This is a genomic window from Pedobacter sp. Hv1 (assembly GCF_001412215.1).
Lineage (GTDB): Bacteria > Bacteroidota > Bacteroidia > Sphingobacteriales > Sphingobacteriaceae > Pedobacter.
The window spans coordinates 40,288-55,032 of sequence record NZ_LLWP01000005.1 but is presented as its reverse complement, the minus strand read 5'-3'; the positions used below and the strand labels follow the sequence as shown (position 1 = coordinate 55,032).

The following is a 14,745-nucleotide window of genomic DNA, read 5'->3' as shown; positions in this document are numbered from 1 at the left end:
TTGTGAAATAAAAATAATACAAGGGTTGCAAAAATAAGTGTGTTTAGCTAATAACCAAATTTTTATGAAAATGATTGTTAACATTTTTTCTTTTTAGGTAATAATCTGGTTGTGTTAACGTTTGTCTCTATTTTTTTTACAGTTTTTTCATATATATTAGCCTAATATAAAACTAAAAAAACCAAACAACACAAACTAAAATGGAAAACCAAAAAGAAGAAGGTTCTTTTAAAAGAGAACTCGGCCTGTTTGATGGCACAATGCTCGTAGTAGGCTCAATGATCGGGTCGGGGATATTTATTGTAAGTGCAGATATTACCAGGCAAGTAGGTTCTGCTGGCTGGTTGATTTTGATTTGGGTGCTTACAGCAATAATTACCATGGTTGCAGCAGTAAGTTATGGCGAATTGAGTGCCATGTTTCCAAAAGCAGGCGGGCAATATGTTTACCTAAAAGAAGCCTATAACAAATTGATTGCCTTTTTATATGGTTGGAGTTTCTTTGCGGTAATTCAAACAGGTACCATTGCTGCAGTAGGTGTGGCTTTTTCAAAATTTGCTGCCTATCTCTACGAACCGGTTAGCGACAAAAACATCTTGTATGAGGTAGGCTCATTTCAATTGAATGCAGCACAGCTTGTTTCTATTGTGACCATTATCTTATTAACCTATATCAATAGTAGGGGTGTGAAAAATGGGAAGATGTTGCAGACTTTCTTAACTATTATTAAAATATTATCACTTTTTGGATTGATTATTTTTGGTTTAACCCTTGCGGCAAAAGCTGAAGTTTGGAATGCCAACTGGACAAATGCTTGGGATTCTAAAATGTTCGATACAGGTTCTTCTTCTTGGGTGAGCATTAGTGGTACCGCCTTATTGTCTGGTATTGCTGCCGCAATGGTGGGCTCATTATTTAGTAGTGATGCTTGGAATGGTGTAACCTTTATTGCTGGTGAGATTAAAAATCCTCAACGTAATGTAGGTTTAAGTTTGTTTTTAGGAACATTGATCGTAAGTGTGATCTATATTTTAGCTAACGTAATGTATGTGGCAGTTTTACCATTGAATGAAATTGCAAGTGCACCATCAGATCGGGTTGCAGTTGCTGCTGCTCAATATATTTTTGGCAATACGGGTACCATTATCATTGCGGTAATGATCATGATTTCTACGTTTGCTTGTAACAATGGTTTGATTATGGCGGGAGCTAGGGTTTATTACACCATGGCAAAAGATGGGTTGTTCTTTAAAAAAGCAAGCCACCTCAATAGGTTTGATGTACCCGCTTGGGCTTTATGGGCGCAAGGTGTTTGGGCATCTCTACTTTGTTTAACCGGAAGGTATAATGACTTGCTTGATTTTGTAATCATCATTGTATTGATCTTCTATATTTTAACTATCTACGGTATTTTTATTTTAAGAAGAAAAATGCCAAATGCAGAACGTCCTTATAAAGCATTTGGTTACCCAGTGTTACCTTTCTTGTACATTATTGTGGCTTCGGCAATTTCTGTTGGCTTGTTAATTACAAAAACAGCCACTTGTGGTTGGGGTGTATTGATCATGTTAATTGGTATCCCGGTGTATTACATGACCAAACCAGCAAAAGACTAAATTTACTACTGTTATATAATTAATAGATAAAGGCCAGTTTTCAAATGAAGACTGGCCTTTTGATTAAAATGATATTTACTCATTTGGTTTATTTCTCAATATTGAAGTATTTTTCAACTGCTTGCAAATCATTTAAATTAATGTTTTTTGCAGCAGCAATTGCTACACCACCAGGAATGACAACATATCTGTATTCTAATGTAGCTTCAGCATAAAGGCTATTGTTGCTAGTAGTCGTATTGATATAAATAACTGAAGTGCCTAAGCTAAAATTTACTGTTGCCTTAATATTTTCTACAACGCTCAAATCGTAACTAAAAGGTAGCGGAGTAGTTCCTCCTGGTAAAATCAAATCAGAATTTCTTCTAGCATAAACCAATACTACGCCCGAGTTTATAATTGCAGGTGTGATGGCAGTTGTGTTAATACGGGCAGACCTTATACTGGTTTTGCCATAGCCCACATTAATTGGGTCTGTACTAGTTGCCCAGCCAGAATATTTCACATTGGCAGTGCCAATTAATGAGGTGCCAACACCCCAGCCACTTGCTATTTTTGGCCCATAAAGTAAATAATTGGTGGTGTTTAAATAATAATCGCCAATACTGCCGTCGGTTGCACCAGGTATGGTGGTTCCGTTAATGATCTTATTGCCATTAGTGCCTGCTGCGCCATTGGCGCCTTTCATGGCAAAGCCCGTACCCCAGCCAGCCGCAGTTTTGGGGCCATAAAATAAACTGCTGGTTAAATCAAGATAAAAATCGCCATTAGCACCCGTAGTTGAAGTTGGAGTGCCATTGCCACTTAGTACTGTACTACCAGCTGGACCCGGTGTGCCCTGTAAACCTTGTGGTCCTTGGGCTCCTTGTGCACCTTGTGGTCCTGCAGGGCCAGCGTCCTTTTTGCAACTACTAAAAATACTGGCTAATCCAATTGTTAAGATAAATGCGATTTTAAAAATGTTTGTTTTTTTCATGTGAAATAGATTTAAAGGTTGATGTGTTTGTTGAATGAGTGGTTAAGGGATAACCACCTTAACCAAGGTGTTTTTATGGGCGCCTACTGTGCCATTGCCTATCTGCCCAATATCATCTGCACCAGATCCCCAAATGGTTTTGTCGCTCTTCATAAATAGAACATGGGCAAAGCCAGCGCTAAAATCGATTACATCGTCTGAAATTTTGATCAGATTAGATTGATTAGTATTGTTTCCATTGGCCAATTGCCCATAATTATTCCAGCCACAAGCCCAAAATGTATTGTCATTTTTTAGCAGAAAGATATTATAGCCTCTAATCCCCACTTCAACAGATTTTACATTAGTAGCAATTTGAGTTAAGGTTCCGCTTGATGTTGTTGTGCCATTGCCCAACTGACCACTGTCATTTAATCCGCAGCTCCAAAGTGTATTGTCGTTTTTTAAGATCACACTATGTAGGATACCCGCTGCAACTGACTTTGCGTTATCGGTAACTTTAACCAGTTTATTGTTGCTGTCGCCACCAATACTCCCAATTCCTAATTGTCCGGAATTATTTGCGCCTGCAGCCCAAACCGTGTTGTCTGTTTTTAAGAAAAGGGTATGGTTCCCACCAATAGCTACACTTTTGATATCTGTTGCCACCTGAAAGAAAGTGCTTTTTGAGACGCCAGCAGGGGTTTCTCCTAATTCTCCAAAAGCATTGTCGCCTGCGGCCCAAAGTGTATTGTCGGTTTTAAGGATAAATGAATAATAATAGCCTGCATAAACTTCTTTTACGCCAGTGGCTACTTGTGTATAAATGCTTTTATTGACTTTGGTGCCATCGCCCAACTGTCCGGAGGTATTCAATCCTGCAGACCAAACGGTATTGTCATTTTTAAGGATCAAACTATGCTGATAGCCTGCAGAAACTGATTTTACATTTTCTGCAGCCTTGATCCAGCTATTTGAATTGGCGGTATTACCAGTACCCAACTGACCAAAGTCATTATAGCCTACTGCCCAGAGTACGCCATCTGGTTTCAACAGAAAACTATGTCCGCCACCAGCTTCAATTTTAATATCAGCAACTACTGGTGGAGTAGGCGTATCTACTGTAGTTTTTTCTTTTTTACAACTGGTAAAAAATAATGCCGCACCTATGGCTAAAATAAGTACAGGGTTAAAAAGATGATTTCTTTTCATGTCAATGAGGTTTTATATTGTTTTTAATAAGTAGGATGAAGTTAGCTTACTAAATAGTGGCCGTAAGATTATTATCGATAGATGTATCTTTAAAATCGATGAACAGATATATTGATGCCTAGATCAGAGCTTAAAATGAAATGATAGTGCTAATTGCCTCCATCTAAATCTTGTGGCTGCGGGTTAAGAGACTATTCCAAACTAATTTTGTATTTTTGCAGTCGATGGGAACAGCATTAGATTCGGGAGTAAAAGGTTATAAGAACTACGGTATACATTTACGTGAAAAGTACAATGGACAACGTGTATTTAAAGTTATTGTAGATGGTGGATTTACCTGTCCCAATCGCGATGGCAGTAAAGGCTATGGGGGTTGTACCTATTGTAATGTAGACTCTTTTACACCAGAACCCTCAAGAAAGCTACCTACCATTAAGGAGCAGCTCGAAGAAGGAATGAGAAGGGCTAAAACTTCTTATAAAGCCGATAAATTTATTGTTTATTTTCAACCCAATACCAATACTTACGCACCGGTACATTACCTAAAAATGATGTACGACGAAGCTTTGGCCATCAATACCGAAGATGTGGTTGGTTTTGCGGTAGGTACAAGACCTGATTGTATAGATGCGGAGAAAGTGGCTTTGTTAGAAAGTTATACCGATCGTTTTGATGTAGATTTAGAAATGGGGATGGAGTCGATCTACGATGAAACCCTTGATCAAATTAACAGAGGCTGTAGTCATGCAGAATTTGTTGAAGCGGTAAAACTTTTAGACAATACCAAGTTAGATCTTTGTGTGCATACCATTTTTGGCTTTCCATGGGAAACCAGAGAGATGATGTATGGTTATATTCACGAGATCAATCGTTTTCCACAGATCAAATTTGTGAAATTCCATCATTTACACATTGTAGAGGGCTCTATTATGGGTGCCAAATACAAGAAAAATCCATTTAAACTCTTTACTTTAGAGGAATACACAGATTTGCTTTGTGAATTGATTCCTTTATTGCGCCCAGATATTGTAATTCAACGTTTGTTTGGTATTTCAGATTGGGATTTACTGATTGCACCCAATTGGGGGCTTAACAAATCTGCTATACAAACTTATATCGATAAAGAAATTGAACGCAGGGGTGTTATTCAAGGCTCAGCGTATATAGCTTAATTAAGGTTTTTATGAATATTTTAGGAAAAGTAACATTAAGAATAATTTTAGTGTTATGTCCCATCTTTGCGTTTGCACAGCAACAGGATAAGTATGCCATTATTCCACGCCCAGTAAAAATAATCGCTGGCACCGGTAGCTTCACTTGGAGCAATTCAACTAAAATTGTACTGATCAATGGAGGAAAAGAATTTAGTCCTGCGGTTGATGAGTTAAAAGCATTTTCTTTAAAGTGCAGTGCTCAAAGTGTGCCTGCAAACAAAGTTGTATTAAAATACGATCCATCTATTAACGCTGATGAAGGTTATCATTTGATCATTAAAAAGAACTTGATCGAAATTAAGGTGAAAAGTACAGCCGCTGCTTTTTGGGCAATTGCTACTTTAAAACAGTTAATGGGGGTTAAGGTTTTAGCTACAGGTCAAGTAGGGATTAAAACAATTGCAGTACCCTGTGTAGCAATTGAAGATCATCCACGTTTTGCCTGGAGAGGGGTTCATCTAGATGTATCGAGACACTTTTTTGATTTAGCTTACTTGCGTACAATGATTGATAGGATGGCTTATTATAAATTCAATAAGTTTCATTTGCATTTGACAGACGATCAGGGTTGGCGTTTAGAGATTAAAAAATATCCTGAATTAACCTCAAAAGGTGCTTGGCGAAAGTTGAACAACCAAGATACGGTATGTATGGAATTGGCCAAAACCAATCCAGATTATACATTGCCTCAAAAACATTTCAAAATGGTTGATGGGGAGCTTAAATATGGTGGTTTTTATACGCAAGAAGAAATGCGAGGCTTAATTGCCTATGCAACAAATAAAGGAGTAGAAATTATTCCTGAAATTGATATGCCTGGACATATGATGGCAGCAACCCATCTCATGCCTTGGTTAACTGCCAAAGGCAAAAGTGGTTTGGCTAAAGATTTTACAGAGCCTTTATGTCCTTGTAAGGAAACTACCTATGAGTTTGCTGAAAATGTATTCTCAGAAATTGCGGCACTTTTTCCAAGTAAATACATCCACTTAGGTGCAGATGAGGTAGAGAAAAGCAGTTGGAAAAACATTCCACAATGCGAAGAACTGATGAAGAAAGAAGGCTTGAAAACCGTAGATGAGTTACAAAGCTATTTTGTACGAAGGATGGAAAAATTCTTCAACAGCAAAGGAAAAAAACTGATCGGTTGGGATGAAATTTTAGATGGTGGGGTTTCGCCAACGGCCACCATGATGTACTGGCGAACATGGGTGCCAAAAGCGCCAAAAATTGCAGCAGAAAAAGGCATAGAAATGCTCATGACCCCAGGGGAGTACTGTTATTTTGATGCGCAACAGGATGGGGGTAGCTTGCAAAAAGTATATGGCTTTGATCCTTATAACTATAACCTTACTACAGCAGAGCGAAAAAAAGTGAAGGGTGTACAAGCCAATATCTGGACGGAATATATCCCCTCAGAAAGAAGGTTGGAGTATATGGTCTTTCCTAGGTTGTTGGCATTAGCAGAAGTGGCCTGGAATAAAAATGAAGAAAATTGGCCAGATTTTGATCGTCGTTTACAAGTGCATACTCAGCTAATGGGTGCAATGAATATCAATTATAGGATGCCAGATATTAAGGGTTTTGCCGAAAAAAGTGTGTTTGTTGACAGTGCTTACTTAACAATTAAAAAGCCGTTTAAGGAAATGGTGGTGCGTTATACCACAAATGGGACTATACCTGGTCTAAGTGCTAAAATACTTCCAAGCAAATTACTGATTAAAGCACCAGTTCAGTTGAAAATGGCTGGGTTTATCAGTAATGGGAACAAGAGCGATGTATATACCATCGATTACGAAAAACAAGCTTATTTAAAGGCTGTAACAGGAAAGAAGTTGGAGAGTGGGTTGAAATTTTATTATTACCCTGTTTATTATAAAAATGCAAAATCAATCAATGAAAAAGATCTGAAGGCAGAAAAAATAACAAAGGCTGTAGAAATTCCATTAACAGAGACAGCACCAAGTTTTGCTACACGTCATGTCGGATATTTTTATGCCCCAACAACAGGTATATACACCTTTGCACTTCGGTCTGATGATGGCAGTCTATTGAAAATCGGCGATAAAGTATTGATCGATAATGATGGGATGCATTTTTCTATAGAGAAATCGGCAGAAATTGCATTAGAAAAAGGTTATCATCCTTTCGAGTTATTGTTTGTTGAAGGAGGTGGGGGTTATACCTTGCAGTTACAGTGTAAGCAACCTAATGGGCAATTAAAGGCTGTTGATCCTTCCTTGTTTTTTCACTAAAGCTTATTGGCGTAATTGCCAAGTAGTTCAATTGTTTTCTTTTCTCGAAAGTCAAAAATGGATTTGATCTTGTTGCCAACCATCAGGCCATGTGCCATTTGGCCTAAAATGCCCATTGGTAAACCATAAGTTAAAATATCGGTCATTTCTACTCCATTAGGTATCGCTTTAAAATGATGTTGGTGGTGCCAAAATTGAAATGGGCCAAAACGCTGCTCATCAATAAAATATTTTTCGTGTTCAACTTGGGTAATCTCTGTCATCCAGTTTAGATTGATGCCCAGTATTGGTGATACTTTGTAAGTAATGATCATACCTGGATACATCTGTTGTTGAGGGTCGAAAGCTGAAGTAACCTTAAAGGCCATGTCGTCTGGGGTAATTTTTACCAAATTGTTTGGAGAAGAAAAAAAATCCCAAGCAGCTGCTAAAGAAATGGGAAAGCATTGCTTGAAAGTTAAATGATACGATTTCATGTTGATAAAGATACGAATTAAGTTTTTTCTCGGTTTTTGATGATTTTTTTTGCTAATTCATGTTATTTTTTGAATATTTTAAGAAATTCATATGTTTTTTTGATCATTATTTGTGCTTATTAGTTTAGTTTTTAATTATTTAATCTATTTATTTAATAATTATTGTTTCGATTTGTTTTATTTTAAATAAAATTATGTTTTTATTTATGATATTTTAGTTATTTTTTATTTTTTAGTTAAAATATTTGACTTTTTTAATCATTTTTTAGTAAAATTTTGAATTTTTATATTTAGTTTTAGTTAATTAATCAAAAATCAACCGCTAAATACTAAAATTCATGAGTAAAATTTTATTTAAACAGTATGCTCCTTTTGCAGTTTTATTGATACTGGCAATTTTAGCTCTTTTTATTCCTCTGCTTCCAAATTTTGATGAAGGAAAATACAGTGCGCCAGACATTGCCTTCGTTTTAATTGCTGCTGCATTGGTATTTTTAATGACACCGGGACTTGCCTTTTTTTATGGTGGAATGGTTCATCGTAAAAATGTATTGTCAACGATGATCAAAAGTATGGTTGCTGCAGGGGTAATTACTGTGCTTTGGACAGTTGTTGGATTTAGCCTAGCCTTTGGACAGTCAATTCATGGTTTAATCGGCAACCCAAAAACCTTTCTGTTTTTTCAAGGGGTAAATTCTGGACCAGCTTGGGGAACAATTCCTTTGTCTTTATTTGCTGTGTTCCAATTGATGTTTGCCATCATTACACCCGGTTTGGTAGTTGGGGCAGTAGCCGAGCGAATCAAGTTTACTTCTTATATCTTATTTATTGTATTGTTTGCCATCTTCGTGTATTCGCCATTGGCCCATTGGACCTGGCATCCAGAAGGGATGTTGTTTAAAATGGGAGTTCTTGATTTTGCTGGAGGTACCGTGGTTCATATTTCTGCTGGGATGGCTGCATTGGCAGGAGCTTTGGTGTTGAAACGTCGGAAATCACATCTTGAGCATAAAGAAGTTCCGCCGGCCAATATTCCTTATGTATTAATTGGTACCGGTTTATTATGGTTTGGTTGGTTTGGCTTTAACGCAGGCTCTGCCTTGGGTGCAAATGCTTTAGCAGTTTCTGCTTTTATTACCACCAATACTGCTGCAGGTGCTGCAGGTTTATCGTGGATGTTTTTTGATGTGGCAAGAGGTAAAAAACCTTCGGTTTTAGGTTTCTGTATCGGTGCTGTAGTTGGTTTGGTAGCCATTACACCTGGTGCTGGTTTTGTAAGTATTCCTTCCAGTATATTTATCGGTGTTTTTGCTGCGGTAGTTTCTAACCTAGTCGTTTCATGGAAACAAAAAACTAGCCTTGACGATACTTTAGATGTATTTCCTTGCCATGGTGTTGGTGGTATTGTAGGTATGTTGCTAACAGGTGTATTCGCTACAAAAACGGTAAATGCAGCTGGTGCAGATGGTTTATTATATGGTAATCCAGAGTTTTTCTTTACACAATTGAAAGGCGCATTTATTGTAATTGTATTCAGTTTTGTAGTATCCTTTGCAATTTTCAAGATCATCAATCTGGTGCAGCCTATTCGTGTAAGTGCCGAAGAAGAGGAAGAAGGTTTAGATGCAAGTCAGCACGACGAAAAATACAGTCAGGGTACTTTGATTGTTGCAGGTCAAGAAGTACCAAACTTATAATGCAAAGCTGTTTAGGTTTTCAGATGAAGCCTAAACAGCCTGCTATCCTTATTAACCGGTCTAATTTTAATGCTATCAAACTTTAAATGATGAAAAAGAAATTCATGCTTTCTGCACTTGTTTTAGGTTGTGGTACTGTCGCTTTTGCACAAGTAACTACGCCAAGTCCTTTACAGATCTCGGGTTCTGTAGATACCTATTATAAATATGATTTTAACAAAGCTGGAAATATCAAAACCTATTTCGCTAATGAACAAAATTCAGTTTCGTTAGGCATGATAGATCTTGCTTTAAAGAAAACTACTGGGAAGGCATCATTTGTGGGCGAACTGTCTTTTGGACCACGTGGACAGTCGCAATCTATTCCAAATGCTTTGGGTGCTTATGATGAAACCACTAATAGTTTTAATATCCAAAATTTATATGTGAATTATGCTTTTAGTGACAAATTCAATGTAACAGCAGGCTATATGGGAACTTTTATTGGGTACGAAGTGATATCGCCAGCGGCTAACTTTAACTATTCTACTTCTTATTTATTTGGTTCTGGACCTTTTCAAAATGCAGGGATCAAAGCCAGTTATGCCTTTTCTGATAAAGTAAGCTTAATGGCGGGCTTATTTAACGATTGGAACGTTTATCAAGATTTTAATGGGGTGTCTCATATCGGAGCGCAATTGACCATTGTTCCGGCTACAGGTTGGACAGCTTATTTAAATGTACTTTCAGGTCGTGCTGCTGGTGCTGCAGGAACGGGAACCATCTTCGATTTGACCACTGCATACCAAATTACAGGTCAATTTAAATTGGGCTTAAATGCGGCAGATTATACGGTATCTAACGATAACGGAGGCTATTCTGGTGTTGCACTCTATCCGCAATATGCATTTACACCTGCTGTGGCCCTAGGTTTGCGTGCCGAATTTTTTAATTACAAAGGAGTGGGTACAGCTGCAAATGCGAGTGTGTCTTCTTTCACTTTTTCGGGCAATATCAAATCTGGTGGGTTAACCTTTATTCCAGAAATCCGTTTTGATAGTGATAAAGACTTTAGTCAAGGTTTTGCCAATAAGAATGGGATAATTGGTGCCAAATCGGCCTCTCAATTTTCTTTAGCTGCGGTATATACTTTTTAAAAGCATACTAGACGTCAGTACAAGCTGGCCTTTTTTTAATTTAACAATGAAGCTGATCAGTTTTCTTTTTTTATTCGCCATGGGTGTTGTGCAGGTAAGAGCACAAGAGGAAGCTTTATTGCCACTTGATGAAAAAGGGAAACTGATCTACTATGAGGTTGTAGCGTTAAAAGATCAACCTAAAGATAGTCTTCAATTGAGGGTATTTAATTATTTTAAGGGCAACAAAAGTTTAAAGTCTAATTCGGCTATTGGAGATAGTTTGTGGGTTGCCGAAGGAAAAATGGTAGTGGATAAAACCTTGTTGGTGATGTCTCATCCTTCTGGCGAAATTTTATATCGTTTTTATGTGGAAGTTAAGGATCAAAAATACCGTTTTTGGATCAGCGATTTTAACTTTATTCCTTATCAACGCGATCGTTATGGCAATTTTGTTCCAAGTACACCTATCGGAACACCATTAGAAAAAGATCCGGGCAAATTGAACATGTCGCAATGGAAAGAATATCAGCTGCTGGCCACTACATTTGCCAAAGCATTTGCTGTTAGCTTTAAACAATACATGGCCAATAAAGCCCCTATTACAATACCAATACCTGTACAAAAAGTAGTGCGTAAAAACTGGTAGCTTAACCGTTAACTATTTTAATTCTTTTGCTATTATGGCTAAGAGCACTTTAAATTCATTCTCATCATAACCTAAAGACTGGTAAATAATTTTACCATGCTGATCAATTAGAATGTTTCTGGGGATGGCCTGTTTGGCAAATTTGCTAAAAATGCTTCGATCAAGATCTGGCAAAATAGGGAAGGTGAAACCTTTCTTTGCCTTGTATGGTATCAATTTATCCCAGCCTTCTTCACGGCCGAAAACAAAGAGGGCAAAGTTTTTATTGTCTTTGTATTGATCCCAAATTTTGCTTTGCATTTCTGGTAATTCTGCATTGCATGGCGGACACCAAGTAGCAAAAAGATTAATTAAAATCAATTTGCCTTTATAAGCAGAGATACTTACGGTTTTGCCTTTTTCAATTTCAAAATTAAATACTGGAATAGAATCGCCAACTTTTGTAATGTTGTCCTTATCTATATCTTGGGCAGTTGCTGTTAGCGTATAGGCAAGTACAGCCAGTAGTAATACGATCTTTTTCATCAGTTCAATTATGGACCGAATATACACCAAAATCTACATTGACTACAAACTAGTGTACCATTTTATCGGCACAGGTAGAGCTGGCGAAGGCTTCTGGTTTTGCTTTAAAAATAAAGCCCATGCTTAAAATATAACCCATTGCCTCATTTAACGCTTTGTTAGATTTAAACATCGGATTGGTATTGATGTCTGCATGTACCTCTAAATCTACGTCATAAATGTCAAGTAAATCGCAGATAGAATAAGCAGTTTCAATAGATTTTTGAACCTCAACCAGCATTCTTTCTTTAATTCCCATCTTTTGGGCAGTTTTGTCTTGAGCAATGTACATGAAACCACCATGATGTTCTCTTAAGAGCACAATAACAGTTGCAAAATCTGTAAGCGCACCTTTTACCTGAGAATCGGTACCAATGCATACTTTTAATTTGTAACCGTTTCCGGTTTCGCGGATAATTGCTTGTTCAACTTCTTCTAAGATTGACGAATGAATAACTTCGCCACTAAATTTCTTCCAGGTCATACGTATTGGTGTTAAGGTTAACAACCCGTAATCAGGTTTCCTAAAATTAGGTGCTTAATGTTAAAGTTGCTTTAAATCTATGTTGTTTATTTGTCAACATTTTATTGGTTATCAACAAGATACGATTTATAAATGGAAGAGGGGAAATGGAAGATGGAAAATGTTGGGTAACATATAGATTTTCGTTTACATCAATGGATTACTGGAAACTGTGAAGCAGAAACTGCCAACTTATAATTACCTTTGTACAATGATGCTACAACCCGTACTTGATAACCTAAAAATTACTGCACTTAACCAAATGCAAGAAGCAGCAGTTGCTGCAACAAAAAAAGGAAATGACATTTTGGTTTTGGCTCCAACTGGTTCGGGCAAAACATTGGCATTTTTACTTCCGGTATTGAATAACCTATCGAAAGATAAAAAAGGAGTGCAATGTCTTGTATTGGTGCCATCGCGTGAGTTGGCCTTGCAAATAGAGCAGGTTTTTAAACAAATGGGTACAGGTTTTAAGGTAAACTGCTGTTATGGCGGTCACCCGATTAAAACCGAAAGAAACAACCTAGAACAACCACCAGCGGTTTTAATTGGTACCCCTGGCCGAATTGCTTATCACTTGCGCCATCAGAACTTTGATGAATCCATTATTACTACTTTGGTGTTGGATGAGTTTGATAAAGCGCTAGAATTTGGTTTTACCGAAGACATGTCGTACATCATAGGTCAATTGTTGTCGTTGAAACAAAGAATTTTAACATCGGCAACTGCCATGGAAGAAATTCCAGCTTTTACAGGACTTAAGAATCAGGTGAACATTGATTTTTTAAAAGATGTACAAATTGCCCCAGACTTAAAGCTTAAAAAAGTACAAACCACAGCCGAAGATAAATTAGATACGTTATTTGAACTGATCTGTAAAATTGGTAATAAAACAACCTTAATTTTCTGCAACCATAGAGAAACGGTAGATCGAATTAGTGATCTGTTAATTGATAAAGACCTGGCGCATGACATTTTCCATGGTGGAATGGAGCAAGACGAAAGAGAAAGGGCATTGTTAAAGTTTAGAAACGGAAGCATCAAAATTTTAATCACCACAGATTTGGCGGCAAGAGGATTAGACATTCCAGAAGTGGAATACATCATCCACTACCAACTGCCTTATACAGAAGATGCATTTTTGCACCGAAATGGGCGTACAGCAAGAATGCATGCAAAAGGCACAGCCTACCTGATATTAGCAGATGATGAAAAGTATCCTTTCTTAAAATCGGATATCGAAACAGAAACCTTAAAAGGACCTTATAAATTACCACAAGACAGCATTTGGCAAACTTTGTACATCAGTGCCGGCAAAAAAGATAAGGTAAATAAAATCGATATTGTAGGCCTCTTATTGAAAAAGGGAGGGTTACAAAAAGACGACGTAGGTTTGATAGAAGTAAAAGATCAAGCTTCTTATGTGGCCATTAAAAGAAAGCTGGTACCACAAGTGATCAGAACGTTGGCCAACGAAAAAATAAAAAACAAAAAAGTTAAAATAGAAACGGCAATGTAGTTGGGAAGTTCGAAAGTTTATAGTCCATGGACCATAGTCTATAGTCCATTGACCATGGTTAGGGAGTTGAGAGAAAGAAAGATAACGCTTTCAAAAACAGTCTTGATACTTGATACTTACTACTTGATACTCTATACTTTCTACCCGATACTAAATACTAAAAGAAATGAGCAATAACGATATCATGAAAAAACTAAGGGTAGCTTTATCCTTAAATAGCGATCAAATTATAGAGATTTGTAAACTGGTTAACTTTACGGTAACAAAAAGTGAACTGGGCGATATTTTTAGAAATGATGAACACCCAAATTTTAAGAAATGTGGCGACCAGATTTTACGTAATTTTTTAAACGGTTTGGTGATTTATAAACGTGGACCAAAAGAAGAGAAAAAGTAAACAGAGTTATGAGCTTAATTTACATTATAATTAGGGCTCTTTTTACTCACCAACTTTTCTATCTTTTCTAGCAGTACATCCATTTTAAATGGCTTTGATACAAAATCATCAGGTGCACATTCCATATCTTGTACTTCTTTGAGGTCGTACAAACCAGACATCATCAAAATCGGTACCTGTTTGGTGTCTTCATGAGATTTGATCTGACTGCAGATGACCCTGCCATCAATTTTTCCTAACACTACATCCAGTACGATCAAGTCTGGATTGAATTCGGCTATCCGTTCGAAAATAAATTCGGCTTCGTTGAGGGGTTCAACATCGTATCCGCCAATTTCTAAGATCAGTTGGATGGTTTCTAAAACATCATCATCGTCGTCTACAACAAGTATTTTCTTCATAATGGCAAATATATAAGATTGTAAGATTAAATATATAACAATAGAAATCCAATTGAGTTTAATTTAGTTCACAACTAAATTAATTTAAGGTAAGATGTCGCCAAAAAGGAAATAAATAGGGGTAGAAAAATAAACTTTCAAATATATTTGAA

The 14,745-nt window shown here is 37.1% G+C and carries 14 protein-coding genes; 8 read left to right on the top strand and 6 right to left on the bottom strand.

Annotated elements, in window-relative coordinates; all coding sequences use genetic code 11:
* Window positions 1–200 precede the first annotated feature (200 nt).
* A complete protein-coding gene (locus tag AQF98_RS11810) occupies window positions 201–1,616 on the top strand; it encodes an APC family permease (RefSeq protein WP_055132172.1) in 1,416 nt (471 codons plus the stop codon).
* Window positions 1,617–1,704: 88 nt separating this feature from the next.
* Here AQF98_RS11810 and AQF98_RS11805 read toward each other — a convergent pair whose 3' ends face one another.
* Window positions 1,705–2,592, bottom strand: coding sequence for a collagen-like protein (locus AQF98_RS11805; protein WP_055132171.1), 888 nt, complete (start codon window positions 2,590–2,592; stop codon window positions 1,705–1,707).
* Window positions 2,593–2,634: 42 nt separating this feature from the next.
* Window positions 2,635–3,783 carry an RCC1 domain-containing protein gene (locus AQF98_RS11800; protein ID WP_055132170.1) on the bottom strand — a complete coding sequence of 383 codons (1,149 nt, stop codon included), beginning with the start codon at window positions 3,781–3,783 and terminating at the stop codon, window positions 2,635–2,637.
* 224 nt (window positions 3,784–4,007) lie between these two features.
* Here AQF98_RS11800 and AQF98_RS11795 point away from each other — a divergent pair, with 224 nt between their 5' ends.
* A complete protein-coding gene (locus AQF98_RS11795; protein WP_055132169.1) occupies window positions 4,008–4,955 on the top strand; it encodes a TIGR01212 family radical SAM protein in 948 nt (315 codons plus the stop codon).
* 11 nt (window positions 4,956–4,966) lie between these two features.
* Window positions 4,967–7,252, top strand: coding sequence for a family 20 glycosylhydrolase (locus tag AQF98_RS11790; protein WP_055132168.1), 2,286 nt, complete (start codon window positions 4,967–4,969; stop codon window positions 7,250–7,252).
* Here the strand turns inward: AQF98_RS11790 and AQF98_RS11785 are convergent.
* Complete coding sequence (locus AQF98_RS11785; protein WP_055132167.1) at window positions 7,249–7,728, bottom strand: SRPBCC family protein; 480 nt, start codon at window positions 7,726–7,728, stop codon at window positions 7,249–7,251. The two genes, AQF98_RS11790 and AQF98_RS11785, sit on opposite strands and share 4 nt — an antisense overlap.
* Window positions 7,729–8,066: 338 nt before the next feature.
* On the opposite strand from AQF98_RS11785, the gene AQF98_RS11780 reads away from it, so the two are divergent.
* The 3 genes from AQF98_RS11780 to AQF98_RS11770 all read left to right on the top strand — a co-directional run bounded on the left by AQF98_RS11780 (window position 8,067) and on the right by AQF98_RS11770 (window position 11,189).
* The gene (locus AQF98_RS11780; protein WP_055132166.1) at window positions 8,067–9,425 is read left to right on the top strand and encodes an ammonium transporter; all 1,359 of its coding nucleotides are present in this window, start codon (window positions 8,067–8,069) and stop codon (window positions 9,423–9,425) included.
* Window positions 9,426–9,514: 89 nt separating this feature from the next.
* Window positions 9,515–10,561, top strand: a complete 1,047-nt coding sequence (locus AQF98_RS11775) for an outer membrane beta-barrel protein (RefSeq protein ID WP_055132540.1) — start codon at window positions 9,515–9,517, stop codon at window positions 10,559–10,561.
* Window positions 10,562–10,607: 46 nt separating this feature from the next.
* Window positions 10,608–11,189 carry a DUF4468 domain-containing protein gene (locus tag AQF98_RS11770; protein ID WP_235524220.1) on the top strand — a complete coding sequence of 194 codons (582 nt, stop codon included), beginning with the start codon at window positions 10,608–10,610 and terminating at the stop codon, window positions 11,187–11,189.
* 12 nt (window positions 11,190–11,201) lie between these two features.
* On the opposite strand, the gene AQF98_RS11765 is transcribed toward AQF98_RS11770, so the two are convergent.
* Both AQF98_RS11765 and AQF98_RS11760 read right to left on the bottom strand, forming a co-directional pair.
* Window positions 11,202–11,714 (bottom strand): TlpA disulfide reductase family protein, encoded by a 513-nt coding sequence (locus AQF98_RS11765; protein ID WP_055132165.1) that lies wholly within the window; start codon window positions 11,712–11,714, stop codon window positions 11,202–11,204.
* Window positions 11,715–11,763: 49 nt separating this feature from the next.
* Window positions 11,764–12,237, bottom strand: a complete 474-nt coding sequence (locus AQF98_RS11760; RefSeq protein ID WP_055132164.1) for a ribonuclease H-like YkuK family protein — start codon at window positions 12,235–12,237, stop codon at window positions 11,764–11,766.
* A gap of 250 nt (window positions 12,238–12,487) precedes the next feature.
* Between AQF98_RS11760 and AQF98_RS11755 the strand changes: the two genes are divergently transcribed.
* A complete protein-coding gene (locus AQF98_RS11755; RefSeq protein ID WP_055132163.1) occupies window positions 12,488–13,795 on the top strand; it encodes a DEAD/DEAH box helicase in 1,308 nt (435 codons plus the stop codon).
* 166 nt (window positions 13,796–13,961) lie between these two features.
* The gene (locus AQF98_RS11750) at window positions 13,962–14,192 is read left to right on the top strand and encodes a DUF1456 family protein (RefSeq protein WP_055132162.1); all 231 of its coding nucleotides are present in this window, start codon (window positions 13,962–13,964) and stop codon (window positions 14,190–14,192) included.
* 14 nt (window positions 14,193–14,206) lie between these two features.
* On the opposite strand, the gene AQF98_RS11745 is transcribed toward AQF98_RS11750, so the two are convergent.
* The gene (locus AQF98_RS11745; protein WP_055132161.1) at window positions 14,207–14,593 is read right to left on the bottom strand and encodes a PleD family two-component system response regulator; all 387 of its coding nucleotides are present in this window, start codon (window positions 14,591–14,593) and stop codon (window positions 14,207–14,209) included.
* Window positions 14,594–14,745: the final 152 nt, after the last annotated feature.

Bases quoted from the DNA above. Each gene is read 5' to 3' on its own strand.
- AQF98_RS11810 (WP_055132172.1), top strand. From the start codon at position 201: ATGGAAAACCAAAAAGAAGAAGGTTCTTTTAAAAGAGAACTCGGCCTG.
- AQF98_RS11805 (WP_055132171.1), bottom strand. From the start codon at position 2,592: ATGAAAAAAACAAACATTTTTAAAATCGCATTTATCTTAACAATTGGA.
- AQF98_RS11800 (WP_055132170.1), bottom strand. From the start codon at position 3,783: ATGAAAAGAAATCATCTTTTTAACCCTGTACTTATTTTAGCCATAGGT.
- AQF98_RS11795 (WP_055132169.1), top strand. From the start codon at position 4,008: ATGGGAACAGCATTAGATTCGGGAGTAAAAGGTTATAAGAACTACGGT.
- AQF98_RS11790 (WP_055132168.1), top strand. From the start codon at position 4,967: ATGAATATTTTAGGAAAAGTAACATTAAGAATAATTTTAGTGTTATGT.
- AQF98_RS11785 (WP_055132167.1), bottom strand. From the start codon at position 7,728: ATGAAATCGTATCATTTAACTTTCAAGCAATGCTTTCCCATTTCTTTA.
- AQF98_RS11780 (WP_055132166.1), top strand. From the start codon at position 8,067: ATGAGTAAAATTTTATTTAAACAGTATGCTCCTTTTGCAGTTTTATTG.
- AQF98_RS11775 (WP_055132540.1), top strand. From the start codon at position 9,515: ATGAAAAAGAAATTCATGCTTTCTGCACTTGTTTTAGGTTGTGGTACT.
- AQF98_RS11770 (WP_235524220.1), top strand. From the start codon at position 10,608: ATGAAGCTGATCAGTTTTCTTTTTTTATTCGCCATGGGTGTTGTGCAG.
- AQF98_RS11765 (WP_055132165.1), bottom strand. From the start codon at position 11,714: ATGAAAAAGATCGTATTACTACTGGCTGTACTTGCCTATACGCTAACA.
- AQF98_RS11760 (WP_055132164.1), bottom strand. From the start codon at position 12,237: ATGACCTGGAAGAAATTTAGTGGCGAAGTTATTCATTCGTCAATCTTA.
- AQF98_RS11755 (WP_055132163.1), top strand. From the start codon at position 12,488: ATGATGCTACAACCCGTACTTGATAACCTAAAAATTACTGCACTTAAC.
- AQF98_RS11750 (WP_055132162.1), top strand. From the start codon at position 13,962: ATGAGCAATAACGATATCATGAAAAAACTAAGGGTAGCTTTATCCTTA.
- AQF98_RS11745 (WP_055132161.1), bottom strand. From the start codon at position 14,593: ATGAAGAAAATACTTGTTGTAGACGACGATGATGATGTTTTAGAAACC.